This is a genomic window from Agromyces aureus (assembly GCF_001660485.1).
Classification (GTDB): Bacteria; Actinomycetota; Actinomycetes; order Actinomycetales; family Microbacteriaceae; genus Agromyces; species Agromyces aureus.
Window position 1 is genome coordinate 1549550 of sequence record NZ_CP013979.1, and the last position, 25967, is coordinate 1575516.

At 71.7% G+C, this 25967-nt stretch carries 26 protein-coding genes and 1 riboswitch; of the genes, 19 read left to right on the top strand and 7 right to left on the bottom strand.

Going from position 1 to position 25967, the window contains the following annotated elements:
• Positions 1 to 8: 8 nt before the first annotated feature.
• Positions 9 to 1286 carry a M18 family aminopeptidase gene (locus ATC03_RS06605; RefSeq protein ID WP_067874638.1) on the top strand — a complete coding sequence of 426 codons (1278 nt, stop codon included), beginning with the start codon at positions 9 to 11 and terminating at the stop codon, positions 1284 to 1286.
• 83 nt (positions 1287 to 1369) lie between these two features.
• Positions 1370 to 1903: a rhodanese-like domain-containing protein gene (locus ATC03_RS06610; protein ID WP_067874642.1), complete on the top strand. Its 534-nt coding sequence runs from the start codon at positions 1370 to 1372 to the stop codon at positions 1901 to 1903.
• A 60-nt stretch (positions 1904 to 1963) separates the two neighbouring features.
• Here the strand turns inward: ATC03_RS06610 and ATC03_RS06615 are convergent, their stop codons facing one another.
• On the bottom strand, positions 1964 to 3349 hold the full coding sequence (locus ATC03_RS06615; RefSeq protein WP_067874646.1) for an L-serine ammonia-lyase: 1386 nt from the start codon (positions 3347 to 3349) through the stop codon (positions 1964 to 1966).
• A gap of 208 nt (positions 3350 to 3557) precedes the next feature.
• On the opposite strand from ATC03_RS06615, the gene ATC03_RS06620 reads away from it, so the two are divergent.
• Both ATC03_RS06620 and ATC03_RS06625 read left to right on the top strand, forming a co-directional pair.
• Positions 3558 to 4583 carry an ATP-binding cassette domain-containing protein gene (locus ATC03_RS06620; RefSeq protein WP_067881622.1) on the top strand — a complete coding sequence of 342 codons (1026 nt, stop codon included), beginning with the start codon at positions 3558 to 3560 and terminating at the stop codon, positions 4581 to 4583.
• Positions 4580 to 5443, top strand: coding sequence for an ABC transporter permease (locus tag ATC03_RS06625; protein ID WP_067874650.1), 864 nt, complete (start codon positions 4580 to 4582; stop codon positions 5441 to 5443). Before ATC03_RS06620 ends, ATC03_RS06625 begins: the two co-directional genes overlap by 4 nt.
• A gap of 27 nt (positions 5444 to 5470) precedes the next feature.
• Here ATC03_RS06625 and ATC03_RS06630 read toward each other — a convergent pair whose 3' ends face one another.
• Positions 5471 to 8701, bottom strand: a complete 3231-nt coding sequence (locus ATC03_RS06630; protein ID WP_067874653.1) for an AfsR/SARP family transcriptional regulator — start codon at positions 8699 to 8701, stop codon at positions 5471 to 5473.
• A 97-nt stretch (positions 8702 to 8798) separates the two neighbouring features.
• Between ATC03_RS06630 and ATC03_RS06635 the strand changes: the two genes are divergently transcribed.
• The 7 genes from ATC03_RS06635 (at position 8799) to ATC03_RS06665 (ending at position 13523) form a co-directional block, all read left to right on the top strand.
• Positions 8799 to 9317, top strand: coding sequence for a DUF3060 domain-containing protein (locus ATC03_RS06635; protein WP_067874657.1), 519 nt, complete (start codon positions 8799 to 8801; stop codon positions 9315 to 9317).
• A 95-nt stretch (positions 9318 to 9412) separates the two neighbouring features.
• Positions 9413 to 10198, top strand: a complete 786-nt coding sequence (locus tag ATC03_RS06640; protein ID WP_067874661.1) for an alpha/beta hydrolase — start codon at positions 9413 to 9415, stop codon at positions 10196 to 10198.
• Positions 10199 to 10280: 82 nt separating this feature from the next.
• Positions 10281 to 10550, top strand: a complete 270-nt coding sequence (locus ATC03_RS20940) for a helix-turn-helix domain-containing protein (RefSeq protein WP_067874663.1) — start codon at positions 10281 to 10283, stop codon at positions 10548 to 10550.
• Positions 10543 to 11034, top strand: coding sequence for a Clp protease N-terminal domain-containing protein (locus tag ATC03_RS06650; protein ID WP_067874667.1), 492 nt, complete (start codon positions 10543 to 10545; stop codon positions 11032 to 11034). Before ATC03_RS20940 ends, ATC03_RS06650 begins: the two co-directional genes overlap by 8 nt.
• Positions 11031 to 11984, top strand: coding sequence for an ABC transporter ATP-binding protein (locus tag ATC03_RS06655; RefSeq protein ID WP_227820251.1), 954 nt, complete (start codon positions 11031 to 11033; stop codon positions 11982 to 11984). Before ATC03_RS06650 ends, ATC03_RS06655 begins: the two co-directional genes overlap by 4 nt.
• Entirely contained in the window at positions 11981 to 12823 is an 843-nt protein-coding gene (locus tag ATC03_RS06660) for an ABC transporter permease (protein WP_067874670.1), read from the top strand. The genes ATC03_RS06655 and ATC03_RS06660 overlap by 4 nt, the downstream gene beginning before the upstream one ends.
• A 73-nt stretch (positions 12824 to 12896) precedes the next feature.
• Positions 12897 to 13523, top strand: a complete 627-nt coding sequence (locus ATC03_RS06665; protein WP_067874673.1) for a TMEM175 family protein — start codon at positions 12897 to 12899, stop codon at positions 13521 to 13523.
• An 86-nt stretch (positions 13524 to 13609) separates the two neighbouring features.
• Here the strand turns inward: ATC03_RS06665 and ATC03_RS06670 are convergent, their stop codons facing one another.
• Together ATC03_RS06670 and ATC03_RS06675 are read right to left on the bottom strand one after the other, a co-directional pair.
• Positions 13610 to 14233: a CoA-binding protein gene (locus tag ATC03_RS06670; RefSeq protein WP_084003348.1), complete on the bottom strand. Its 624-nt coding sequence runs from the start codon at positions 14231 to 14233 to the stop codon at positions 13610 to 13612.
• The gene (locus ATC03_RS06675) at positions 14230 to 15525 is read right to left on the bottom strand and encodes an O-acetylhomoserine aminocarboxypropyltransferase/cysteine synthase family protein (RefSeq protein WP_067874676.1); all 1296 of its coding nucleotides are present in this window, start codon (positions 15523 to 15525) and stop codon (positions 14230 to 14232) included. The genes ATC03_RS06670 and ATC03_RS06675 overlap by 4 nt, the downstream gene beginning before the upstream one ends.
• A gap of 102 nt (positions 15526 to 15627) precedes the next feature.
• Here ATC03_RS06675 and ATC03_RS06680 point away from each other — a divergent pair, with 102 nt between their 5' ends.
• The 5 genes from ATC03_RS06680 to ATC03_RS06700 all read left to right on the top strand — a co-directional run bounded on the left by ATC03_RS06680 (position 15628) and on the right by ATC03_RS06700 (position 18291).
• Positions 15628 to 15924 (top strand): antibiotic biosynthesis monooxygenase family protein, encoded by a 297-nt coding sequence (locus ATC03_RS06680; RefSeq protein WP_067874677.1) that lies wholly within the window; start codon positions 15628 to 15630, stop codon positions 15922 to 15924.
• A 93-nt stretch (positions 15925 to 16017) separates the two neighbouring features.
• Positions 16018 to 16084: riboswitch (guanidine-III (ykkC-III) riboswitch) on the top strand.
• A 14-nt stretch (positions 16085 to 16098) separates the two neighbouring features.
• Positions 16099 to 16425 carry a DMT family transporter gene (locus tag ATC03_RS06685; RefSeq protein WP_067874680.1) on the top strand — a complete coding sequence of 109 codons (327 nt, stop codon included), beginning with the start codon at positions 16099 to 16101 and terminating at the stop codon, positions 16423 to 16425.
• A 155-nt stretch (positions 16426 to 16580) separates the two neighbouring features.
• On the top strand, positions 16581 to 17012 hold the full coding sequence (locus ATC03_RS06690; RefSeq protein ID WP_067874683.1) for a hypothetical protein: 432 nt from the start codon (positions 16581 to 16583) through the stop codon (positions 17010 to 17012).
• Positions 17006 to 17230: a helix-turn-helix transcriptional regulator gene (locus ATC03_RS06695; RefSeq protein ID WP_067874686.1), complete on the top strand. Its 225-nt coding sequence runs from the start codon at positions 17006 to 17008 to the stop codon at positions 17228 to 17230. The genes ATC03_RS06690 and ATC03_RS06695 overlap by 7 nt, the downstream gene beginning before the upstream one ends.
• Entirely contained in the window at positions 17227 to 18291 is a 1065-nt protein-coding gene (locus ATC03_RS06700) for a quinone oxidoreductase family protein (RefSeq protein ID WP_084003349.1), read from the top strand. Before ATC03_RS06695 ends, ATC03_RS06700 begins: the two co-directional genes overlap by 4 nt.
• Before the next feature lie 52 nt (positions 18292 to 18343).
• Here the strand turns inward: ATC03_RS06700 and ATC03_RS06705 are convergent, their stop codons facing one another.
• From ATC03_RS06705 to ATC03_RS06720, 3 genes are all read right to left on the bottom strand, one after another.
• Complete coding sequence (locus ATC03_RS06705; RefSeq protein ID WP_084003350.1) at positions 18344 to 19303, bottom strand: alpha/beta fold hydrolase; 960 nt, start codon at positions 19301 to 19303, stop codon at positions 18344 to 18346.
• Between the two features lie 89 nt (positions 19304 to 19392).
• Entirely contained in the window at positions 19393 to 20373 is a 981-nt protein-coding gene (locus ATC03_RS06715) for a YeiH family protein (protein ID WP_067874696.1), read from the bottom strand.
• A gap of 83 nt (positions 20374 to 20456) precedes the next feature.
• A complete protein-coding gene (locus tag ATC03_RS06720; protein WP_084003351.1) occupies positions 20457 to 22226 on the bottom strand; it encodes a dolichyl-phosphate-mannose--protein mannosyltransferase in 1770 nt (589 codons plus the stop codon).
• A gap of 73 nt (positions 22227 to 22299) precedes the next feature.
• On the opposite strand from ATC03_RS06720, the gene rsmI reads away from it, so the two are divergent.
• The 3 genes from rsmI (at position 22300) to metG (ending at position 25965) form a co-directional block, all read left to right on the top strand.
• Entirely contained in the window at positions 22300 to 23121 is an 822-nt protein-coding gene (rsmI, locus tag ATC03_RS06725; protein WP_067874699.1) for a 16S rRNA (cytidine(1402)-2'-O)-methyltransferase, read from the top strand.
• A gap of 112 nt (positions 23122 to 23233) precedes the next feature.
• Positions 23234 to 24364 (top strand): NADP-dependent oxidoreductase, encoded by a 1131-nt coding sequence (locus tag ATC03_RS06730; RefSeq protein WP_067874701.1) that lies wholly within the window; start codon positions 23234 to 23236, stop codon positions 24362 to 24364.
• Positions 24365 to 24405: 41 nt separating this feature from the next.
• Positions 24406 to 25965, top strand: coding sequence for a methionine--tRNA ligase (gene metG, locus ATC03_RS06735; RefSeq protein WP_067874704.1), 1560 nt, complete (start codon positions 24406 to 24408; stop codon positions 25963 to 25965).
• The last annotated feature ends 2 nt before the right edge of the window (positions 25966 to 25967 follow it).

Sequence of the window (25967 nt, forward strand, 5' to 3'; positions counted from 1 at the left end):
ATTGAGGCATGCCCCAGCTCGAGCGCGACGCCCACATCGAAGACCTCTCCGCCTTCATCCGCGAATCGCCGTCGTCGTACCACGCGGCCGCAGCGGTCGCCGATCGCCTCGTCGTCGCGGGGTTCGAGCGGCTCGACGAGCGCGACGAGTGGCCGACCGGCCCCGGTCGACGCGTGGTCGTGCGCGACGGCGCCGTCATCGCCTGGGTGCAGCCCGAAGCCGCGACGGCGACGAGCCCGTACCGCATCATCGGCGCGCACACCGACTCGCCGTCGTTCAAGCTGAAGCCGGGCGCCTCGACGAGTTCCGAGGGCGTGCTGCAGGCAGGCGTCGAGGTCTACGGCGGGCCGCTGCTGAACTCCTGGCTCGACCGCGAGCTCGAGCTCGCCGGACGCCTCGTCACCGCGGACGGTTCCGAGCACCTCGTGCGCTCCGGCCCGCTGCTGCGCATTCCGCAGCTCGCGATCCACCTCGACCGCGAGGCGAACAAGGGCCTGACGCTCGACCGCCAGCGTCACGTGCAGCCGATCTGGGGCACAGGCCTGCTCGGCGACGTCCTCGGTCATCTCGCGGGCATCGCGGGCCTGCACGTGCAGGACATCGCCGGTCACGACGTGCTCGTCGCCGACACCGCAGCTCCCGCACGGTTCGGCCTCGACGACGTGTTCTTCGCCGCCGGGCGGCAGGACAACCTGACCTCGGTGCACGCCGGACTCGTCGCGCTGCTCGCGGCCGGCGACGACGCGGCATCCGACCATGTCAGCGTGCTCGCCGCCTTCGACCACGAGGAGCTCGGGTCGGAGTCCCGCTCGGGCGCGAGCGGCCCGTTCCTCGTCGACGTGCTCGCGCGCATCGCGGGGGGCCTCGGTGCCGACGAGCACGACCGCCGTCGCGCGTTCGCCGCCTCGTGGCTGCTCTCGTCGGACGCCGGCCACGCCGTGCACCCGAACTACCCCGAGCGGCACGATCCCGTGAACCGCCCGCACCTCGGCGACGGCCCGCTGCTGAAGCTCAACGCCAACCAGAAGTACGCCACCGACGCGCACGGCTCGGCGCTGTGGGCGCGCGCGTGCGAGCAGGCGGGCGTGCGGTTCCAGCCGTTCGTGTCGAACAACGCGATCCCGTGCGGGTCGACCATCGGTCCGCTGAGCGCGACGCGACTCGGCATCCGCACGGTCGACGTCGGCACGCCGCTGCTGTCGATGCACTCCGCGCGCGAGCTCTCGCACGTCGACGACCTGGCCGCACTCGCGGCGGCGGCGACCGCGTTCCTGACGCCCGCCTGAGCAATGACGGGGTGGCCGGATGTCGCGGGTCGGCGTCCGGATTTCATGACCGTTGGGGCGCTCCCCGGTGGCAGCATCGAGGCATGACGCAACATACGGCCACCGCAACCCTGTTCGAGCACGTCGCATCCCCGATCGACGCGATCGTGCACTTCCGCGGACGCCTCGGCTTCGAGGCCGACGTCTCCGACGTGCACGCCGCACTCGACGACGGCGAACCGTTCGTGCTCATCGACACGCGCAACGACGCCGCCTGGGCGCAGGGTCACGTGCCGGGCGCCGTGCACCTGCCCCGCCGCGACATCGGCGAGCGCGCGGCATCCGTCGTCCCGGTCGGCACGCCCGTGGTCGTGTACTGCTGGGGGCCCGGATGCAACGGCGCGACCCGTTCGGCGCTCGAGTTCGCGACGCTCGGCTACCCCGTGAAGGAGATGATCGGCGGCTTCGAGTACTGGGTGCGCGAGGGCTTCGCGTTCGACACCGCCGACGGACTCGCGCAGCGCCTGCCGGACGGGCTCACGAACGTCGCGCCGGCCGGGCTCACGGGGGCGGATGCCATGACCGGAGCCGCGGCATCCGTCACGACGATCGACACCGGCATCACCTGCGCCTGCTGAGGCGGCGACACCGGAACCTGGGCGGGCCGGTCTCGGCTCGGGACGGCCGTGGCCGCCCGCTCAGCACTCGACGACGTTGACGGCGAGCCCGCCGAGGCTCGTCTCCTTGTACTTCGACTTCATGTCGAGGCCCGTCTGGCGCATGGTCTCGATGACCGTGTCGAGCGAGACGAGGTGCGTGCCGTCGCCGTGCAGCGCGAGGCGCGCGGCCGAGACCGCGGTCGACGACGCGATCGCGTTGCGCTCGATGCACGGCACCTGCACGAGGCCGCCGACGGGGTCGCACGTGAGGCCGAGGTGGTGCTCCATGGCGATCTCTGCCGCGTTCTCGACCTGGCGGGGCGTGCCGCCGAGCACCGCGCAGAGCGCGCCGGCGGCCATCGCGCACGCGGATCCGACCTCGGCCTGGCAGCCGCCCTCGGCGCCCGAGATCGAGGCGTTGCGCTTGACGAGCGAGGCGATCGCCGCGGCCGTGAGCAGGAATCGGCGGATGCCGGCGGCATCCGCACCGGGGACGAAGCGCAGGTAGTAGTGGCCGACCGCGGGGATGATGCCCGCGGCGCCGTTCGTGGGCGCCGTGACGACGCGCCCGCCCGAGGCGTTCTCCTCGTTCACGGCGAGCGCGAACGCGTGCAGCCACTCGGTCGACGTGTCGCGGGCGCCCGGATGCGCGGCCTCGTCGCGCTCGTACTCCTCGAGACGACGGCGCACGTCGGGTGCGCGGCGCTTGACGCCGAGGCCGCCTGGCAGCGTGCCCGCGGTGTCGAGCCCGTGGTCGACGCACACGGCCATGGCCGCCCAGATCGCGTCGAGTCCGGCATCGATGCCCTCGTCACCGTGCAGGGCGACCTCGTTCGCGCGCACGATGTCGCACATCGACACCCCGTGCCGCTCGCAGAGCTCGAGCAGCTCGGCGGCGTTCGAGTATGCGAGCGGGTAGCGCACGACCTCGGACTCCTGAGGGGCGTCGCCGTCGCGCCGGATGAACCCGCCGCCGACCGAGTAGTACGTCTCCTCGACGAGCGGCAACGGGTCGTCGCCGCGCCAGGCCTGCAGGGTCATCGCGTTCGGGTGCCCCGGCAGGCGCGTGCGCGGCGCGAACGCCACGTCTTCAGTCGACATGACGATCGGATGCCGCCCCGCGAGCAGCACCTCGGCACCCTCGCCGAGCGTGGTCCACGCGTTGCGCACGTCGTCGGGGTCGCAGTCGTCGGGCCGCAGGCCGCGGAGGCCGGCGACGACGGCATCGGGCGTGCCGTGGCCGAGTCCGGTGGCGCCGAGCGAGCCGAAGAGCGTGCACGTGACGCGGGCGACGTGATCGAGGACGCCCTCGTCGACGAGCCGGTCGGCGAAGGCTCTGGCGGCCCGCATGGGACCGACGGTGTGCGAACTCGAGGGGCCGATGCCGATCGAGAAGAGATCGAGGGCCGAGACGAACGCTGTCACAGGATCAAGGGTACGCCGCAGACCGTGCACGCATTCGCCGGGAGCGTGCAGGATCCTGCGTGCTCGCGCGTCTGCGCGCAGGGTGTTCGCGCGGATCGGGGTCGCGACGCAACACCGCCTTCACGCGGCATCCGCGCTCACACCGGGACGCCGGCCATGTCAGCGCCGTGCAAGCCGCCTGTGAGCGGTCGCGCCGAACATGGACGACATGACCACATTCACTTCACACGACACCACCGCCGCCCGCGGCTGGGCCGTCGAGGCCGAGGGCCTCGTGAAGACCTTCGGATCCAACCGCGCCGTCGACGGCGTGGACCTCCGCGTCGCGACCGGCACCGTCTACGGCGTGCTCGGCCCGAACGGCGCCGGCAAGACCACCACCATCTCCATGCTCGCGACCCTGCTGCGACCCGACGGCGGCAGCGCCCGCATCTTCGGCCACGACGTGCAGCGCGAGTCGCAGGTCGTGCGCCAGCTCATCGGCGTCACCGGGCAGTACGCCTCGGTCGACGAGACCCTCTCGGCGAGCGAGAACCTCTACCTGTTCTCGCGGTTGCACGGCCTGAGCGGTTCGGCTTCGCGTCGCAAGTCCGACGAGCTCCTCGAGGAGTTCGGGCTGACCGACGCTGCCAAGCGCCCGTTGAAGAACTTCTCGGGCGGCATGCGTCGGCGCCTCGACCTCGCCGCGAGCCTCATCGCCCAGCCCCCGCTCATCTTCCTCGACGAGCCGACCACGGGCCTCGACCCGCGCACCCGCATCCAGATGTGGGAGACGATCCGCCGACTCGTGTCGTCGGGCTCGACCGTGCTGCTCACGACGCAGTACCTCGACGAGGCCGACCAGCTCGCCGACCGCATCGCGGTCATCGACCGCGGCCGCGTCGTCGCAGAGGGCACCGCGAACGAGCTCAAGGCGTCGGTCGGGGAATCGACCCTCGAGCTGCGCCTCGCGAGCCCCGCCGACGCCGACGACGTGCGCGTCGCGATCCAGCGCGTGCTCGGCGTCGCGGCGACCGTCTCGCCCGAGGCCGGACGCGTCACGGCACCCATGAACAACCCCGACCTCGTCATCGAGCTGCTCGTGACGCTCCGCGACGAAGGCATCCACCTCGCCGAGATGAGCGTGCAGAAGCCGACGCTCGACGAGGTGTTCCTCACGCTCACCGGGCATGGCGTCGACACCGTCGACGCCGAGTCCGATGCCTCCGCCGAGCTCGAAGGGAGCCGCGCATGACCACGACCACGCCGTCCTCGCAGACGACCCAGTCCTCGAAGGCGACCACCGCGTCGCCGATCACCCCGGGTGCCGACCGCACCCTGAAGAACCGGGTCTCGATCCCCGAGACCATCTCGCACACGTTCACGATGGCGTACCGCGGCCTGCTGAAGATCAAGCGCACGCCCGAGCAGCTGTTCGACGTGACGCTCCAGCCGATCATCTTCACGCTCATGTTCACGTACATCTTCGGCGGCGCGATCGCCGGCGACGTGCAGAGCTACCTGCCGATCATCATCCCGGGCATCCTGGTGCAGACGGTCATCACGACGTCGATCGTGACCGGCACGCAGCTGCGCGAGGACATGGACAAGGGCGTGTTCGACCGGTTCAGGTCACTGCCCATCGCCCGCATCGCCCCGCTCTCGGGCGCGCTGCTCGCCGACACCGTGCGCTACCTCATCGCGACGACGCTCACCATCACGATGGGCTTCATCATGGGCCTCCGCCCCGACGGCGGCCCGGCCGGCGTCATCGGCGGTGCGGTGCTCGTCATCGCCTGCTCGTGGGCCATCAGCTGGATCTTCGCCTTCTTCGGCGTGATCGCGCGCACCGCCTCGAGCGTGCAGGGCATCTCGATGCTCGTGCTGTTCCCGCTCACGTTCCTCTCGAACGCGTTCGTGCCGGCCGACACCATGCCCGACTGGCTGCAGTGGTTCGTGAACATCAACCCGGTGTCGCACCTCGTCACCGCGGTGCGCGAGCTCTTCGACGCCGGCACCTTCGGCGGCGACGCCTGGCTCTCGCTCCTCGGCGCGGCCGTCATCGTCGCGGTGTTCGCACCGCTCACCGTGCGGGCGTACATGCGCAAGGCGTGACACCGAACCGGTCGGGCGCGCTTCGTCCTACTCGACCGGCGGCAACGGAACGGGCTCCGCGATCAGCGCGCGAGCCCGTTCCGTGCGTTCGGCATTCGAGAGCACGGATGCCGCGGCACGCGCGGCGGCGAGGCGCTCGACGCCCGCGTGGTCGGCGATCACCACGGCGATGTTCTCGAGCCGCAGTGCCGGGAGGTCCTGGCGGGAGTGCAGCACCTCGGCGAGCGCGAACGTCTCGACGGCGCGCTCGCGAAGTGCGGGGTGTCGCACGGCCCACGCACTCCACGCGGCGGCGACGGTGCCGAGCACCGGGCGGTCGGTGAAGTAGTCCCCGCGCACGCGGAGCGCGGCGACCGTGCGCCTGCGCATCAGCTCGGCCCAGGCGGCGATGCGGCCCTCTGGCCAGCCCGACTGCACGCCGCCCGAGACGAGCGTGGCGTGCATGATCTGGTACCACGGCGAGGAGCGCTGGCGCGCGACCGTGAACTGTGCGAGCACGCGCGGCACGCGTTCGAGCGCGAGCTCGGTGTCGCCGCGGAGTCGTGCGATCTCGACGAGTCCGAGTTCGGCGGTCATGGCCTGCGGAATGCCGTCGCTCGTGATGCGGTCGTCAGCGGCCTGCACGACGAGCCGGGTCTCGGCCTCGTCGAGGCGGCCGGCGGAGATCAGGTGGCTCGTGATCATCCAGTCGATCTGCAGCAGGTCCTGCGTCGCCTCGAGCCGCACCATGCCCGCGCGAGCCTCGGTGGCCCACTCCAGCGCCTCGTCGGAGGCGCCGCGCTGCCCGGCGAGCTCGGCGAGCATGAGCGCCGACATGGCGGAGGCCCAGGCGTCGCCGACCTCCCCGGCGAGCTCGTGCGTGCGCAGGGCGTGCTCGGCGGCTTGCGCGGGTTCGCCCTCGTTCTCGGTGAACTGCGACTGCAGGATGTTGGCGAGCAGGGCGGTCTCGGGGTCGTCGGCGTCGCTCATCTCGGCGATGAGGGCGCTCGCCCGCGCCAGGTCGGGCATCGCGAGCAGGAACCCGCTGATGGCGGCGATCCACGGTGCCGCCGGATGCCCGAGCTTCGCGACCGCGCGCAGGCGGGCGAGGGCGCGCAGGCCGATCGGTGTGTCCGCGGCGAAGTTCGTGCCGGCGATGAGGATGAGGCCGAGCGTCGCCGCCTCGGCGTGCGCGGCATCCGGTCGGCTGCCCCTCGTCGCCTCGAGCACGGCGTCGCTCAGGGCGAGGATCTCGGAGTGCGCGCTCCGCACGGTCCAGAAGTAGCCGAGCGCGGCGAACACCGAGGTGATCGTCGGGGCGTCGCGGCGCTCGATCGCCGCGCGCAGCACGGCGACGAGGTTGTCCTGCTCGACCGCGATCGCCGCGAAGGTGCGCAACTGCGCGGCGCCGCGCAGGTTGCGGAGGCAATGGCGCGCGAACGCCGAGGCCCAGTCGGCCATGGCCGTCGCGACCTCGTCGCGTTCGCCCTCGTCGAGCCGCACCTGGCCGAACTCGCGGACGGTCTCGAGCATGCGGAACCGCGGCTGTCCGAGCGCGTCGTCGGCGACCGCGAGCAGCGACTGCGCGATGAGCCCGTCGAGCACCCAGACGGCGTCGGAGGTGCCGAGCACCGCCTCGGCGGCCTCGGCCGCGAAGCCGTCGACGAACCACGCGAGTCGTGGCAGGGCGGCCTGCTCGGCCGGCGTCAGCAGGGCCCAGCTCCACTCGATGACCGCGGCCAGTGTGCGCTGGCGCTCGGGTGCCGACCGATCACCGCTCGCGAGCAGCGTGAACCGGTCGGCGAGCCTCGCCTCGATCTGCTCGACGCTCATCGATCGCACCCGGGCCGCCGCGAGCTCGATCGCGAGCGGCAGGCCGTCGAGCCGGTCGCAGAGGCGCTGCACGACGTCGAGGGGGAGGGATGCCGCGGGGCGGGCCGCCCTCGCCCGTTCGAGGAACAGGCGGGCCGCCGGGCCCGGCTCGGTCTCGAGGTCGCCGGTTTCGAGCAGGGTCGCGAGGGTCGCGAGCGGGTACACCTGCTCGGCGCCGATCGCGAGCGGACTGCGGCTCGTCGCGAGCACCTGCAGCGTCGGCACGGCCGCGAGCAGCTCGGAGGTCCACGTCGCGACGCCGTCGACGATCTGCTCGCAGTTGTCGAGCACGAGCAGGGTGGGTCGCTCGGCGAGCGACTCCGCGATCCGCGTGCGGATGTCGCGGCGCACGACGGGCGCCTCGCCGATGCGCTGGCCGGCGCTCGCCTCTCGGATGCCGAGCGCCGAGCCGAGCGCGAGCGCGACGTCGTCGTCGGTGCGCACGCTCGCGAGCTCGACCACGACGACCGTCGGCGCCTCTGAGCGCTGCGCGATCTCCTGCGCGAGGCGCGTCTTGCCGAGTCCGCCGGGCCCGAGGATCGTCACGAGCCGGTGTCCGCGGAGCGCGGCCTCGACCGCGACGAGGTCGTCGTCACGGCCGATGAGCTCGTTCGGCGCGGCGCGCACGCCCACCCGTCGGCGCGGCGCGGCGGCGGGCGTCGGCGCGGACTCGTCGCGCAGCAGTTCGGCGTTCGCCGCGACGAGCCGCGCCGACGGCGAGACGCCCAGCTCGTCGGCCAGGCGATCCTTGAACGTCGCGAACGTCGCCAGGGCATCGGCACGACGACCGGATGCCGCGAGCTCGCGGAGCCTCGACTCCACGAGCTGCTCGTTGAGCGGGTGCATGCCGAGCAGCACCTCGAGGTCGGCCGCAGCGCCCGCGTGGTCGCCCGACTCGGCGCGCACGCGCGCACGGTGCTCGAGCAACGCGGATCTCGCGGCCGCCGCCCGCTCGGCGAGCGCCTCCGCGATCGGGGCGTCGCCCAGGTCGGTGCCGGGCTCGCCGCGCCAGAGCGCCAGGGCGTGGTCGAGCGCGAGCGGTTCTGCCGCGGCATCCGTCGACACCTCGAGCGCGAGCGCGAGGTCGAGTTGCCCTGCATCGACGCCGAGCGCGTACCCGCCGGGAACCGAGCGCAGCACGCCGTCGGCGGCGACGGCCCGGAGCCGGCTGACGAGCGTCTGCAGCGCGGCCCTGGCATTGCGGGGCTGCGCGTCGCCCCAGAGCTCGTCGACGATCGCATCGACCCCGACCCCGCCGCCGGCCTCGCGCGGCAGCACCGCGAGCACGGCGATGAGCGCCTTCGCGAGCGCGCCGGGCGGTTCGACTCGAGCGCCGTCGGGTCCCTCGATCGAGATCGGACCGAGCACCCGCACGCGGGGCGGCTCGGCGGGGGCGGAGTGCGGCACGGCACGAGCCTACCCGCGCGACTCCGCGGGCCGGGGCTCCGCCTTGCGCGCGGTGGCGCAGGCGATCGCTGTCTAGGCTGGGTCGAAGGGGGATGACATGAAGACGTACCTGAAGACGGCGGCTGCGCTTGCCGGAGTGCTCCTGCTCGCCGGGTGCGCGTTCCCGGGCGCGGGCGGCTCTCGCGATGCTCGGGATTCCAGCGGCACCGGGGCGCCGATGGGGGGCCGCGAGCAGGTCTCGTGCACGGATTCCGCGAGCGTCACGCTCGACGGGCGCGACGTGCGCTACGACGTGGCCGGCGACTGCGCCGAGGTGGTCGTGCGCGGCGACGACCTCGACGTGCGCATGGGGGCGACGACGTCGCTCTCGATCGAGGGCCGCGACAACGACGTGGAGTCGAGCTCGGAGTTCGGGGCGGTCACGATCAAGGGCGACGACAACGACGTCGAGGCGCGCACGATCGCGTCGATCTCGATCGCCGGCAATGACAACAGCGTCGAGGCCGACACCGTCGGGTCGGTCGAGATCGCCGGCAACGACAACGACGTCGAGGCGGGCAACGACCCGCAGCCGGTGCGCGTGAGCGGTGAGGGCAACCGCGTCGAACGCCGCTGACTCGGGGCGACCGGCCGGCACGACGCGACCATGCCAGCACCGGAACCGACCGAAAGGCTGACGCCGCCCGGCGTGCGGCCTGCGAGACTCGGAGCATGACGAACGCCGCCTCGCACGAGCCCGCCGCCGATCGATCGACGGGCCGCCGCGTCATCCGCGTGCTGCTGGCGGTGCTGACCGTGCTCGTGCTGCTCGTCGTCGGGTTCCTCGTCTGGGCGAACACCGTCATGCAGGGCGAACGTCCGGCGGCGCTCGACGCCTGGACGGATGACCGGGTGAGCATCGAATCGTTCGACGACTCGGTCGTGATCACGCCCGTCGACGAGACCTCCGATCGCGGACTCGTGTTCATCCCGGGTGCCAAGGTCGACCCGTACGCCTACATGGCGAAGCTCGTCGATGCGGCCGCCGAGACCGGCACCACCGTGGTCATCACGAAGCCGACGCTCAACCTGGCGTTCTTCGACCAGCGACCGCTCTCGACCTTCACGGCGCACGCGCCCGACGTCGACGAGTGGTACGTGGGCGGCCACTCGCTCGGCGGGGTGCGCGCGTGCATGATGGCGGCGGAGCCGGATGCCGACGTCGCGGGTCTCGTGTTCTTCGGCTCCTACTGCTCGAACGACGTCAGCGGCAGCGACCTCGCCGTGCTCAGCATCTCGGGCAGCGAAGACGGTCTCAGCACGCCCGACAAGATCGACGCGGCCGCGCACCTGCTGCCCGATGACGCGACGTTCGTCGAGATCGACGGGGCGAACCACGCGAGTTTCGGCAACTACGGCGTGCAGCCGGGCGACGGCGTGGCGACGATCCCCGACGACGAGGTTCGCGAGCAGATCACCGACGCGCTCGTCGCGTTCTGGGGCGAGTCGGGGGAGTAGCGCGCGAACGGATGCCGCGGCATCCGGACTGCGACAAGCAACTCTGGTTGACAACCGAGGTTAAGCAACATAGGTTGCTTGCATGGCCCCGCCACCACCGCCGCCACCACCACCGTCGACGACGCCGAGCCCGGATCCGACCGGAGCCGAGGCCACCGACCTCGCCGCCGTCGTCGCGCTGCGCGACCTCGCCGACCGGCTCGAGGACGCCGCCGTCGAACGCGCAATGCGCGCCGGCTGGAGCTGGACGCAGGTCGCTGAGGCGCTCGGCGTCACGCGTCAGGCCGTGCACAAGAAGCACCACCGGCGGCTCGAGAACGCGGGGCTCGACCTGAGGAGGCGCAATGCCTGAGCTGCTGCACGACGATCTCGGCGCGACCCTGAAGTCGGTCGTCCTCGGGGCGATCGACGAGGCCGCGCGGCGCGGCGCGGCGAAGGTCGAGGCCGAGCACCTGCTCCTCGCCATCTCGGCGAGCGGCGATGTCGCCGCCGCGACGCTGGCCGAAGCGGGGCTCGACCACGACGGCATCGAGGCCGCGCTGCGCGTCGAACGCGAGCGCTCGCTGGCCGCCGCGGGCATCGAGCCGGTCGCCGACGAACGCCTCGTCGCCGCCCGTGACGCACGCCCCGGGTGGGGGACGTCGATCCGCGAGGCCCTGAGCCGAGGCAACTTCCGGGTGCGGCGTGCTCGCCCCCGTGCCGAACGCGAGGGACTCGCCGTCGCCGATGCGCTCGTGGGCGTGCTCCGTGCCGACCTCGGCACGGTGCCACGGGCGCTCGCCTACGCCGGCGTCGACCGTGCTGCGCTCATCGCCCGCCTCGAGGCGCTCCGGTGAGCAACCGCGACCGTCGCGAGCGCCGCGACGACGATCGGCCGGTGATCGCCGTCGACGGGCTGCAGATGCGCTACGGCACGCACGACGTGCTCCGCGACGTGTCGTTCGAGGTGGCCAGGGGCGAGGTGCTGGCCCTGCTCGGCCCGAACGGCGCCGGCAAGACCAGCACGATCGAGGTCCTCGAGGGCCTGCGCCGGCGATCCGCAGGGCGCGTCGAGGTGCTCGGCGTCGATCCTGAGCATGCCGACGAGCGATGGCGCGCGCGGGTGGGCATCGTGCTGCAGTCGTGGCGCGACCACGCCAAGTGGCGCGTGCGCGAACTGCTCGAGTACCAGGGCTCGCTCGCCGCGCCCTACGCGACCGAATCCGTCCCGCGCCCCTGGAGCGCGGACGCGCTCCTCGACGCGGTCGGGCTCGCCGAGCAGTCCGACCGCATGGTGAAGTCGCTCTCGGGCGGCCAGCGCCGCCGGCTCGACGTCGCGATCGGTCTCGTCGGATGCCCCGAGCTGGTCTTCTTCGACGAGCCCACGGCGGGGCTCGACCCCCAGGCGCGTCGCGATTTCCACGAGCTCGTGCGCCGCATCACCCGCGAGTTCGACGCGACGGTCCTGCTGACGACGCACGACCTCGTCGAGGCCGACGAGCTCGCCGACCGCATCGCGATCCTCACGGAGAGACGCATCGTCGCCGACGGCACCGCCGACGAGCTGGCGCGACAGATCGTGGGCGACGACGAGGTTCGCTGGAAGTTCGAGGGGCGACCCTTGACCCGACACGGGTCGGACGCGACGGCGTTCGTGCGGCGGCTGCTGGAGCAGCACGAGCACGGCATCACCGAGCTCGAGGTTCGGCGCGCCTCGCTCGAAGACACCTACCTCGCGCTCGTGCAGGCCGCCGAGGCGGCGCGACCGCGACGCGAGGCGCTCACCGCGGCCGGAGCCGGCCGATGACCCTCACCCGGACGGCAGCGCGAGCCGGACTCGTGCGTGGGCGGATCGAACTCCGACAGGCCTTCAGCGGCGTCGAGCTGATCGGCCAACTGCTCTGGCCCGTGGTGACGCTCGTCGCGATCTTCCTCGTGCGCGACGTGCCGCTCGGCGGCGGCTACACGCTCGACACGTTCATCCTGCCGAGTGCGCTCGGCATGTTCGTGGCGCTCGGCATGCTCCTCGTGGTGCAGCAGCTCGCCGCCGACCGTGAAGACGGTTCGCTCCTGCGCGCCAAGATCACGCCGAACGGCATTCCGGCATACCTCGTCGGCAAGTTCCTGCAGATCTCGGCGACGATCCTCGCGTACCTCGCGATCGTGCTGCTGCCCGGCCTGTGCTTCGTCGACGGGCTCGCGCTCGGTCGCCCCGGCTCCTGGCTCACGTTCGCGTGGATCGTGCTGCTCGGTCTGCTCGCGACGCAGGGCATCGGGGCCGTGCTCGGATCGCTCGTCTCGAGCTCCCGCGGCGCCGGCTACCTCTCGCTGCCGGTGCTCGGGCTCATCGCGATCTCGGGTGTCTTCGCTCCGATCACCGCGCTGCCCGCGTGGCTGGCCTGGATCGCCCAGGTGTTCCCCGTCTACTGGCTCGGCCTCGGCATGCGTTCGGCGCTGCTGCCCGACTCGGCTGCGGTCGTCGAGCTCGGCGGCACGTGGCGACCCGTCGAGACCGCGGTCGTGCTCGGTGCCTGGGCGATCGTCGGGCTCGTGCTCGCGCCCGTCGTGCTCAGGCGCATGACGCGCAAGGAGTCCGGTTCGCGGGTGGCCGCGCGTCGCGAGCGGGCGCTGCAGCGGCTCGGTTGAGTTCGCAGGCCCGGCGCGAATCCGCGGCGCGGCAAGCGCTCCCACGACGGCACCGCGTCGCTACCCTGTACGCATGGCGATCAGGCAGCGACGGCATCCGGCCGCGACGCAGCGCACGGCCCGGCTCGAGGCCTTCACCGACGGCGTCTTCGCGATCGCGGCGACGCTGCTCGTGCTCGACCTGACGACGCATTCGCTCGGCAACGTCACCTCCGACGCGCAGATGTGGTCCGCGCTCGGCGGAACGTGGCCGCTGCTGGCCAACTTCGCGCTGAGCTTCGTGCTGCTCTGCGTGCTGTGGATGGTGCACGTGCAGCAGTTCGAGCACATTCCCCGCGTCGACGCGACGATGGTCTGGCTCAACAACGCGCGGCTGCTGTTCATCGTGCTCGTGCCGTTCGCGACGAGCCTCACGACCGAGTACTCCGACTTCCTGGCCGCCCGGCTCGCGATGCCGGTCACGTTCTTCCTCGCCATCCTGTGCAGCTGGTTGCAGTGGGCGTGGGCGGTGCGGCACCGCGAGACGATCCTGCCCGACCTCGAGCTGAGCGACGCCGTCGCCTACGGCCGGGGATCGCTCAGCGCCCTCTTCATCGCGGCCGCCGTCGTCGTGCTCGCGCCGCTGATCGGGTCGGCGGCCTTCGCGCTGTTCCTGTTCGACGGCGTGTTCACGCGCGTGCTCCACGGCAAGGGCGGCTGAGCAGCCCGGCCCGCATCGAACGACGGATGCCCCGGAACCGAGCGGTTCCGGGGCATCTCGTGCGTGGGTGCCGTGCGTGCCGCGCCTCAGCGCAGCGTCTTGCGCGCCGTGATCTGACCGGTGTCGAAGCCGAGCAGGTGCAGTCCGCCGTGGAATCGGGCGTGCTCGACCTTGATGCAGCGGTCCATGACGACCGTGAGGCCCTGCTCCTCGCCGGAGTACGCGGCATCCTGGTTCCAGATGCCGAGCTGCACCCAGATGGTCTTCGCACCGACGGCGACGACGTCGTCGATGACGCTCGGGATGTCGCTGCCGCGACGGAACACCACGACGATGTCGGGTACCTCGGGCAGGTCCTTCAGGCTCGCGTAGGCCGGCTGCCCCAGGATCTCGGTCTCCATCGGGTTGACGAAGTAGAGGCGGTAGTCACTGGACTGCTGCAGATAGGTGCCCACGAAGAAGCTCGAACGCTGCGGCTTCGGCGATGCCCCGACGATCGCGACCGACTTCGCGGCGCGCAGGATCGCGAGGCGCTGCTTGGCGTCGGGCCCGACCCAGGTGCGCTGCGACTTCAGCAGCTTCGCGAGCGGCGAGTCGGCGGGCAGGTCGCACGAGAGGCCGTTGACGAGGCGAACGGTCTCGAGGTCGGATGCCGCGGCATCCGTCGTGGGCGTGCTCGTGTCGGGTGCGGTGTCGGTGGCAGTGCTCATCGTGCTGCTCCAGTCGCGGCCGTGAGGGCCTGGTCGAGGTCGTCGATGATGTCTTCAACGTCTTCGATGCCCACGCTAATCCGCACGACGCCCGGAAGCACGCCCGCGTCGACGAGCTGCTGCTCGGTCAGCTGCGCGTGCGTCGTCGACGCCGGGTGGATGATGAGCGTCTTCGCGTCGCCGATGTTCGCGAGGTGCGAGGCGAGGTTGACCGATTCGATGAGCGTCTGGCCGACGGCCCGGCCGCCCTTCACCTCGAAGCTGAACACCGAGCCGGCGCCCTTCGGCAGGTACTTCTGCGCACGGTCGTGGTGCGGGTGGTTCGGCAGGCCCGCCCACCAGACGTTCTCGATGCGCGGGTCGGCCTCGAGCCACTCGGCGACCGCCCGGGCGTTGTCGATGTGCGCCTGGATGCGGTACGGCAGCGTCTCGACGCCCTGCGCGAGCAGGAAGGCCGAGTGCGGGGCGAGCGCGGGGCCGATGTCGCGCAGCTGCTCGGCGCGCAGGCGCGTCAGGAAGGCGTACTCGCCGAAGTTGCCCGACCACTCGAGCCCGCCGTAGCTCGGCACCGGCTGGCCGAAGAGGGGGAACTTCTCGGAGTGCCAGTGGAAGCGGCCCGACTCGACGACGACGCCGCCGAGGGTCGTGCCGTGGCCGCCGAGGAACTTCGTGGCCGAGTGCGTGACGATGTCGGCGCCCCACTCGATCGGGCGGTTGAGGTAGGGGGTCGCGATCGTCGAGTCGACGATGAACGGGATGCCGTGGGCGTGCGCCACGTCGGCGAGGCCCTCGAGGTCGGCGATCTCGCCCGACGGGTTCGCGATGGTCTCGACGAAGAGCGCCTTGGTCTTGTCGGTGATCGCGGCCGCGTAGTCGGCCGGGTCGGAGGAGCGCACGAACGTCGTGTCGATGCCGAAGCGGCGGAGCGTGACATCCAGCTGGGTGATCGAGCCGCCGTAGAGGTTCGCCGAGGCGACGATGTGGTCGCCGGAACCGGCGAGGCTCGCGAACGTGATGTACTGCGCACTCAGGCCCGAGGCGGTGGCGACGGCGCCGAGCCCCCCTTCGAGGCTCGCGACGCGCTCCTCGAAGCTCGCGACGGTGGGGTTCGCGAGGCGCGAGTAGATGTTGCCGTACTTCTGCAGCGCGAAGCGCGCCGCGGCATCCGCCGTGTCGTCGAAGACGAACGCACTCGACTGGTAGATCGGGAGGGCGCGCGCGCCCGTCACCTGATCGGGGATGTTGCCCGCGTGGATGGCGCGGGTCTTGAATCCGTATTCGCGGTCTGCCATACGGCAACGCTAGTCATGCCGTGGGCGCCCGCCGCCGGCATCCGTAATGCGGAGCAATCAGACCGCGAGGATGCCTCGGGTGCCGACGGCTACGCTGGGCCGATGATCCTCGAACACGCCCTGCTGCCCGTGATCCCCGGTCTCGAGGAGGAGTTCGAGGCAGCGTTCGACGAGGCCCGCCACCTCATCGCGTCGATGCCCGGGTTCGTCGAGCTCTCGCTCGCGCGCGGCGTCGAGTCGCCGTCGACGTACCTGCTGCTCGTGCAGTGGGCGAGCGTCGAGGCGCACGAGGTCGGGTTCCGCGGGTCGCCCGAGTACGCCGAGTGGCGCACGCTGCTGCACCGCTTCTACGAGCCGTTCCCCGTGGTCGAGCACTTCGCCGAGGTCGCGCACGTCTGACCGGCGCTGCGGCCGTGCACGGCGACGGTGCCTGGCGGCCGCGCACGGCGCCGACTGCACAGGGTTTGAGCAGGATGCCCCGGTACGCTGATGTGAACGCCGCGCACTGCGGCATCCGGACGAGGGCACCCAGTACCCGGAACGCGACAAGACTGGCTCAGGAGTTGAGCAGTCATGGCTTGGATCGTTCTCATCGCGTCCGGTGTCCTCGAGGCCGTCTGGGCCACCGCACTCGGCAAGTCCGAGGGCTTCACGAAGCTCTGGCCGTCGATCATCTTCGGCGTCGCGCTCGTCGCCTCGATGGGCGGCCTCGCCTACGCCATGCGCGACATCTCGACCGGTACCGCCTACGCGGTCTGGGTCGGCATCGGCGCGGCCCTCACCGTCATCTGGGCCATGGTCACGGGTGACACGGATGTCTCGTGGGCGAAGCTCGCGCTGCTCGTCGGCCTCGTCGGCTGCGTCGTCGGCCTGAAGTTCGTCGACGCGGGCAGCCACTAGCGCTTCGCCGCGCGAGCGGTGACGAGCGGATGTCGGCGGCGCTGCCGGCATCCGCTCTCCTTCACACTCAGATGTAAAGAATGCTTGACCTTGAGTTCGGAATGTCTTACATTCGAGGTGTCAAGAATTCTTGACACACACCGGAGGAGAAGACGATGTCGTACGAGGAGAAGGGCGTCTGGTCGTTCCTGGCGATCGCCGTCATCGGCTACGCGGTCTACCTGGGCATCGTGCTGCCGCGACTCGCCGGCGCCCCGATCCCCGACGTCGACTACGTGTGGCCGATGGTGTGGACCATCGGCGGCGCGATCGTCGCGGGCATCGTCTCGCGCATCCTCATCGAGATCGTCGCGCCGAGCGAGACGTACCGCGCAGACCAGCGCGACCGCGAGATCGAGCGCACCGGCGACCGCGTCGGCAACTCCTTCGTCGTCATCGGCGCGCTGGCCGCACTGATCCTGGCCTGGTTCGAGGTCGACTGGTTCTGGATCGCCAACGCGATCTACCTGTGCTTCGTGATCAGCGGCATCCTCGCGAGCCTCACGAAGCTCGCGGCCTACCGCACCGGGGGGTTCCAGGAATGGTGAAGCCCACGCGCGTGACCAACGCCATCCGCGGCCTGCGGTTCGCGCACGGCGAGATGACCCAGGCCGACCTCGCCGGTCGCATCGGGGTCACCCGCCAGACCGTCATCGCCATCGAGCAGGGCCGGTACTCGCCGTCGCTCGAACTGGCCTTCCAGATCGCGCGCGTCTTCGGGGTGCCGCTCGACGACGTCTTCCAGTACCCCGAAGGGGAGCAATGACCATGAACGAGACGAAGGCCGACACGCAGGCCGCCGGGCGGCCCACCACGACCGCGATGACGGCCGTCACCCAGCATCGATACGGCGAGCCCGACGTGCTCGCGCTCGAGACCGTGACGGCTCCGGTACCGAAGCCCGACGAGGTGCTCGTCGCCGTGCATGCCGTCGACGTCGCCTCGGGCGATGTGCGGGTCATGCGCGGCGAGCCGAAGCTCATGCGGGCCTTCTTCGGATTCCGTCGGCCACGCGTGCCGACGGTCGGCCGTGACATCGCCGGCACGATCGCGGCGGTCGGCTCCGCGGTGACGGGGCTCGCGATCGGCGACCGCGTCTGCGGCGAGGCCTCGCAGGGCGGCTGGGCCGAGTATGCCGTGCTGCCGGAGCGGTTCGCGGTGCGGCTGCCAGACGCCATCGGGTTCGCGGATGCCGCGACGCTGCCGGTCTCGGCCGGCACCGCCCTGCAGGGGTTGCGGCTCGCGGGCATCGACCCCGCACAGCCCGTCGCCCCCAGGCGCGAGGGCGAGCGCTCGCGCCTGCTCGTCATCGGCGCGTCCGGCGGCGTCGGCGGATTCGCGGTGCAGCTCGCCGCGCTCGCCGGCTGGGAGGTCGTCGGGGTGTGCAGCGTGGCGAAGGCCGACCATGTGCGCGGGCTCGGTGCCGAGCGCGTGCTCGACCACGGCACGCCGTGGGCCGAGGCCGAGCCCGACGGCGCGTACGACGCAGTGTTCGACCTCGCGGGTGCCCAGACGCTCGGCCGACTCGCGCGGCTCGTGCGACGCGGGGGCACGGTCGTGCTCTCGGCCGGCGGGGGAGACGGGCTGCTCGGGCCGATCCCGCGGCTGCTCGGGGCCACGCTTCGTGGGCCGTTCATGCGGATCTCGCTGAAGCCGCTCGCCGCGGCCCGCAACGCCGACGACCTCGCGACGCTCGTCGCGCGGCTCGCCGACGGGCGCATCCGCCCGATGATCGACCGGATCGTACCGCTCGCCGAGGTGCAGCGCGCGGTGCGCGCCTACCAGGCCGGCGAGATCCGCGGCAAGCTCGTGCTCTCGGTGCGCTGAGCGAGCGGGCCCCCACCGGCATCCGGTCGGTGACGCGAGGTCGGGAGGGGTTTCACCCCTTCCGAATCTCCTCGATCACGTCGTCGATCGCTGTGGTCACGAGGTCGGGTTGCTCGACCTGGATGCCGTGCCCGCTGTGCGTGTCGCTCACGTGCATGGCCTGCAACGACTCGGCGAGGGCCGCCTGCCCCGCCAGCCAGGCCGGCCAGGTCGACTCGCCCGGGGTCACCTGCAGGTCCCACGGCTCGTCGGACGACAGCACCACGGCCGGTACCGATGGTGAGGGGAGTGCGCTCTCGAACTCCGCCATCGTGGGCTCGTAGGCCGGGCTCTCGGCGTCTCCCGCTCGGGCGCCCTCGATGGCGGCCATCCAGGCCTGCCACTGCTCAGAGCTGAGGGTCTGCTCGAGGTAGGTCGACGCGGAGTCCACCAGCACGAGGCCCGCGGTCGCATCCGGGTGCGTGCGCGCGAAGAGCTGCGCGATGAGGCCGCCCCAGGATGCGCCGACCACGAGGAACGGGCCGGACTCGTCGGCGGCCGCGAGTACGGCGTCGAGGTCGTCGACGCCCTGCTGGGCGGTCGTCGGCTGCGGCACGGGCGTCGTCGTCGTCGGGGAACCGTCGTCGAGCGTCACTCCCGGACGGTCGTACGCGCAGACCCTGGTCGATTCGGAGACGGCGTCGAAGACCGGCACGGCGGCGGGTTGCGACTCCGGCGGACTCGAGGGAGCCCCGACGCCCTCGTCGGCGCCCGCGCCCGCGTCCGGCAGCGTGCTCCATTCGTCGGCGCCGCCGCCCGTACCCGAGATGAAGACGACGGTCGGCGACCCCGACCCGCGACATGAGAGGAACATCTCACGTTCCCCGCCGATGGCGACCAGGCCCGACCGGGTGGTGCTCGGCGGCGTCGAGCGCTCCGCCGGATCGGAAGACGACGCGCTCGGCAGGGCGGCGCTGCAACCGCTCAACGCGATGGCGACCACCAGGGCGACCGCGGGTGTACTGAAGCGCATGACCCTCCGTCGCCGCCTTCAGAAACGTGCCCTGCGAATCTAGGCCGATGCCGCCCGGGCGGCAACCGCCCTCCGAGTTGCGCGTGGCGTCAGCCGAGCAGCACCGCGCCGTAGGCGAGGGTCGCGACGAGCGCCCACGACGTGAGGCCCACGACGAGCGCCCGCCAGCCCGTGGCCGCGAGATCGGCGAACCTGATCGACGCGCCGAGCGCGAACAGGGCCATGGCCAACAACGCCGTCTGCACGAGGTCGGCCGCCTCGAGCACCGGCGCGGGCAGCGGCACGAACGAGGCGACGAGCACCAGCGCGAGGAACCCGGCGATGAACAGCGGCACGATCGGCGGGCGCGGTCCGTCGGCCGCCACGTGCCGACGGCGCTCGACGGCGGCGGTCACGGCGACCATGGGTGCGAGCAGCAGCACGCGCGTGAGCTTGACGACGACCGCGACCGCGAGGGCTGCCGGGCCGCCGAGCTGCGCCGTCGCCACGACCTGGCCGACGTCGTGCACGCCCGCGCCGACCCAGTGGCCGAACTCCACGTTCGACAGGCCGAGCGGATGCCACAGCGCCGGCAGCACGGCGATCGCGAGCGTGCCGCACAGCGTGACGAGCGCCACGGGCACCGCCTGATCTTCAGCACGAGCTCGCACCGTCGAGCCCATCGCGCCGATGGCCGAGGCGCCGCAGATGGCGAAGCCGCTCGCGACGAGCAGGGGCTGGTGCCCGGGCAGGCCGAGGGCGCGGCCGAGTCCGATCGTGCCCACGAACGTGAGCACCACGACGGCGACCGTCGTGACGATGGTCACCCAGCCGAGGTTCGCGATGTCGACGAGGCTGAGCTTCAGCCCGAGCAGCACGATGCCCGCGCGCAGCAGGCTGCGCGACGCGGTGCGCAGGCCGGGCGCGAGACGGCCGTCGAGCTGGCGCTGCACCGCGGGCACCTGGCCCACCACGATGCCGAGCGCGACCGCGGCCGTGAGGAGCGGCAGCCCCGGCAGGGCGAGGTGCACGAGCCACGCGACGACGGCCGCGGACGCCGCGACCGCGAGTCCCGGCATCCGTTCGCGCATCAGCACAGGCTAGTCGAGGCGCGCGGGGTCGATCGTCGGGCCGGGTCCGTGATGAGCAGTGCGGGCGACGCCCAGGGCGGTCATCAGCCCCACGAGGGCAGCCAGAAGTGCAGCTGTCGGAAGTCGGGCGTGAGCGGCATGGCCGTCCAGAGGGGGTAGAAGAAGGCCGACACGAGCACCGCGAGCACGAGGTACACGCCGACGGTCGCGATGCCGCGTTCGCGTCGCCACCACACGTCGTCGCGTCGGCCGAGGATGAGCCCGACGACCGCCGTGAGCGCGAGGATCATGTAGGGCTCGAAGGCGATCGAGTAGAACTGGAACACCGTGCGGTCGAGGTACATGAGCCAGGGCAGGTACCCGGCCGCGAGCCCGAGCAGGACGAGCCCGGTCTGCCACTCCCGGTAGCGCGCGAGCCGGTACACGAGGTAGAGGCAGGCGATGGCCGCCGCCCACCAGATGAGCGGGTTGCCGATGCCGATGATCGACGACCAGCACGTGTCGGCGCCGCAGCCGCCGGACCCGTCGTCGGTCGAGGCGAAGTACATGTTCGTCGGCCGGATCATGAACAGCCACGTGAGCGGGTTGGACTGCCACGGATGCTCGGCGTGCACGCCGATGTGATAGCTGTACGCCGACTGGTGGTAGTGCCACAGGCTCTGCAGTGCGAGGGGAACCCACGAGAAGAGGCCCGTGGCCCGATTCGCCGGGTCGTCGGCCCAATGCCGGTCGTATCCGCCGTCGGTGACGAGCCAGCCCGTCCACGAGGAGACGTAGACGACGAACGCGACCGGCACGAACAGCAGGAACGTCACCGGACCCTGCTTCAGGATGGCGGCGGTCGCCCAGAACGGCACGCCCGCACGGCGTCTCGCGAGCGCATCGACGACCACGAGGTAGACGCCGAACGCGGCGAGGAACCACAGGCCAGACCACTTCACGGCCGCCGTCGCACCGAACGCGGCCCCCGCGGCGATCACCCAGGGCCGGGCCCAGAGCGCCGGCCCGTAGTGCGGGTCGTGACCGATGGCGCGGGCGGCGGCGAGACCTCGTTCCAACCGGTCGCGCGCCCAGCCCCGATCGAGCAGCACGAACCAGAAGCCGAGCAGCGCGAACAGCATGACCCAGTTGTCGAGGAGGGCCACGCGCGACATCACGATCGCGTTGCCGTCGATCGCGAAGAGGAGTCCGGCGATGACCGCGAGGATCGTCGACGGCCAGAGCCGGCGCGCGGCCAGCATGAGCACGAACACGGCCGCGGTGCCGGCGAGCGCGGTCGTCGCGCGCCACCAGAACGCGCTCTCCGCACCGCCCAGGCCCAGGCCGAGCGCGATCATCCACTTGCCGAGCGGCGGGTGCACGACGTACGCGGGGTCGTCGGTGAAGATGTCGGTGTCGCCGCCCGCGAACTGCTCGTCGGCGCCGTCGGGCCACGTCGACTCGTAGCCGTTGTGCAGCAGGGTCCACGCGTCCTTCACGTAGTACGTCTCGTCGAACACGATCGCCTGCGGGTGGCCGAGGTTCCAGAAGCGCAGCACCGCAGCGAGCAGCACGACGAGTGCCGGGCCGCCCCAGTACCAGAGCGCCCGTCGCCGTGGCGTCGACAGGGTGCGCGCCCACCAGTCGTCGAGGCGCGTACCGCGACGCTCGGGCGTCGGCTCCGGTTCGGCGTCGGCGCCCGAGTCGGGGTCGGCGTCGACCGTCGGGTCGGCGTCACGGCTCGAAGCGGGCTCGGCCGGGGGACCGCCGTCGGGCGGCGGCGCGATCTCGAGGGCGACGGATGCCGCGGCGGGCGGCTCGACGTCGACGGGCCGGGTGTCGGGGTCGCCCGCGGCATCCGTTCCTGAAGTCATGCGCCCCAGAGTAACCCGCGAGGGGCGGCCGTGAAGCGACACTCCACAGCGCGCGGTGCGGGAGACTGGGGGCATGATCATCCTCGCGGCGACGCCCATCGGAAACCTCGGCGACGCCTCGGTGCGCCTGCGCGAAGCGCTCGAGGAGGCGACGGTCGTGGCCTCCGAGGACACGCGCGTCACGCAGCGCCTGCTCGCGGGCCTCGGCATCGCGAACCGACCGCGCCTGATCGCCCTGCACGAGCACAACGAGCGGCAGAAGGCCGCAGAACTCGTCGAGCTCGCACGCGACACCGATCTGCTGGTGCTGAGCGATGCGGGCATGCCGACCGTCTCCGATCCGGGCTTTCCGCTCGTGCAGGCCGCGGTCGCCGCAGGCGTCGACGTGACCGCGATCCCGGGCCCGAGCGCGGTGATCACGGCGCTCGCCGTGGCCGGCCTGCCGACCGACCGGTTCTCGTTCGAGGGGTTCCTGCCCCGCAAGGGCGGCGATCGCTCGCGCCGTCTCGCCGAGCTCGCGGGCGACCGCCGCACGCTCGTGTTCTTCGAGGGGCCGTCACGCCTGGCGGCGAGCCTCACGGCGCTCGCCGAGGCGTTCGGCGCCGACCGGCAGGCGGCCGTGTGCCGCGAGCTGACGAAGCTGTACGAGGAGGTGCGTCGCGGCGGGCTCGGCGAGCTCGCCGAGTGGGCCGCGGCTGGGGTGCGCGGCGAGATCTGCATCGTCGTCGCCGGGGCCGAGGAGCAGGCTCCGGATGCCACGACGGCCCTCGACCGGGTGCTCGAGCTCGCGGCATCCGGAACCCGACTGAAGGACGCGGCCTCGCTCGTGGCCGCCGAGACCGGCCTCGGCAAGCGCGATCTCTACGAGGCGGCGCTCGCGGCCCGTTCGAGCTGAGCGGCCGGGGCCGATGGCCCGAACTGCGCCTCGACTGTGAATCCCGAGGTTCTGTCACCATTTCGGGGGTGTCTGGCAGAGAATGGGAGTCACACGCACAGGGAGGTGCGAGATGGCCCACGAAGTCAGGTTCGCAACGTTCGGCGGTCCAGAGGTGCTCGAGATCGCCGAGATCCCCACGCCGGTGCCCGGCGAGGGCGAGGTGCTCGTCGAGGTCTACTCGGCGGGCCTGAATCCGGTCGAGAGCGCGATCCGTCGCGGCGAACACCCCGAGTACTGGCGGGTCGAACCACCGTCGTCGCAGGGGCGCGACCTCGCCGGTGAAGTCATCGCGGTCGGACCGGGCGTCGTCCGCTTCGAGCGCGGCGACGAGGTGCTCGGCTTCGTCGAACGCGGCGCGCAGGCCACGCACGTGGTCGTCCCGGCCGACAACCTCATCGGACGCCCGCCCGCGCTCTCGTGGGAGGTCGCGGGCTCGCTCTACACCGCGGGCACCACGGCGTGGACGATGATCGAGGGGCTGAACCTGCAGCCGAACGACACCGTCGTCATCACCGCCGCCGCGGGGGGCATCGGATGTCTCGCCGCACAGCTCGCACGGCTGCACGGCGCGGCCGTGATCGGCACGGCCCCCGATGCGCGCTTCGACTTCCTCCGCCAGTTCGGAGTGATCCCGGTGTCGTACGGGCCCGATCTCGCCGCGCGCGTGCGCGAACTCGCGCCCCACCCGGTGAGTGTCTTCCTCGACTTCCTCGGCGGGGAGGCCGACGAGGCGAAGGCGCTCGGCGTGCACGCCTCCCGCGTGTACACGCTCACCGACGTGGACGCCGTCGATCGCGAGGAGGCCGTGCGAGCGCGCGCCGGGGACGTGATCGCGCTCGGCCGCGTCGCCGCGCTCGTCTCGGCCAGGCGCCTCCGCCTGCCCATCGCCGACGTCTTCTCGCTCGATCGGGTCGCCGACGCCTACCGCGCCCTCGAGAAGCGCGAGGCGCCTGGCAAGATCGTGCTCGGCATGCGCGTCGTCGACTACCCGAACCAACGTGTGGTCGTGCCCGAGCTGAAGGAGCAGGACGTCACCCTCGGGGTGCCGACCGAGCACGCCCACGTCGACGTCGAGGAGGCCGTTCCCTCGGCCATCGGCGACGGCAGCGTGCGCCGGCGCCGACGCGAGGCGCGCGAACAGGGGCTCGTGCCCGCCGCGGGCGACGATGGGCCCGCCCTCGCCCCGACGACGTACGAGTAACGCGGCAGTCGGGGCATCCGCTCGCCCGTAGGATTGAGGGCATGGCCGACGGCTCCTCGTTCTATATCACCACGCCCATTTTCTACGTGAATGACGTGCCCCACATCGGGCACGCCTACACGGAGGTCGCTGCGGACGTGCTCGCGCGCTGGCACCGTCAGGCGGGCGAGCGCACCTGGATGCTCACGGGCACCGACGAGCACGGCCAGAAGATCCTGCGCACCGCGACCTCGAACGGCGTGACCCCCAAGGAGTGGGCCGACAAGCTCGTCGCCGAGGCATGGAAGCCGCTGCTCGAGACGGTCGACATCGCCAACGACGACTTCATCCGCACGACCGACGCCCGCCACGAAGAGAACGTGCAGAAGTTCCTGCAGAAGCTCTACGACGACGGCCACATCTACACGGGCGAGTACGAGGGGTACTACTGCGTCGGCTGCGAGGAGTACAAGACCGAGTCGCAGCTCGTTCCCGGCACGGGCGAGTACGAGGGTCAGCTCGTGTGCGAGATCCACTCCAAGCCCGTCGAACTCCTGCACGAGAAGAACTACTTCTTCCGCATGTCGGCGTTCGCCGACCGCCTGCTCGCGCTCTACGACGAGCAGCCCGACTTCGTGCAGCCCGAGTCCGCGCGCAACGAGGTCGTCTCGTTCGTGCGCCAGGGCCTCGACGACCTCTCGATCTCGCGGTCGACCTTCGACTGGGGCGTGAAGGTCCCGTGGGACGAGTCGCACGTCGTCTACGTGTGGTTCGACGCGCTGCTGAACTACATCACGGCGGCGGGCTACGGCCAGGACGACGAGGAGTTCGCGAGCCGGTGGCCCGCGCAGCACATCGTCGGCAAGGACATCCTCCGCTTCCACGCGGTCATCTGGCCCGCCATGCTGATGGCCGCCGGACTCGAGGTGCCGCGCGGCGTCTTCGGCCACGGCTGGCTGCTCGTCGGCGGCGAGAAGATGTCCAAGTCCAAGCTCACGGGCATCGCGCCCGAGCAGATCACCGACGTGTTCGGCTCCGACGCGTTCCGCTACTACTTCCTGCGCGCGATCGCGTTCGGTCAAGACGGCTCGTTCTCGTGGGAGGACCTCTCGGCGCGGTACCAGGCCGAGCTCGCGAACGGCTTCGGCAACCTCGCGTCGCGCGTGATCGCGATGATCACGCGCTACTTCGACGGCGCCGTGCCGACCGCCGGCGCCCTCACCGAGGCCGACGAGGCGATCGTCGCGATCGAGGCGAAGGCGACGGATGCCGCGTGGTCGGCCATCGACCGCATCGCGATCCACGAGTCGCTCACCTCGACCTGGGAGCTCGTCGACGCGCTGAACGGGTACATCACCTCCGAGGAGCCGTGGGCGCTCGCGAAGGATCCCGCGACCCGCGAACGCCTCGAGACCGTGCTGGCCACCGCCTACCACGGCCTCGGCACGCTCGCCGTGCTGCTCTCGCCAGTGCTGCCCAAGGCCACCGCGAAGCTGTGGTCGGCGCTCGGCGCCGACGGCACCGTGCAGGAGCAGCGCATCGACCAGGCGAACACGTGGAAGCCCGGCGCGCAGGTCACGGCGCTCGAAGCGCTGTTCCCGCGCATCGAGACGGCAGAGTGAGC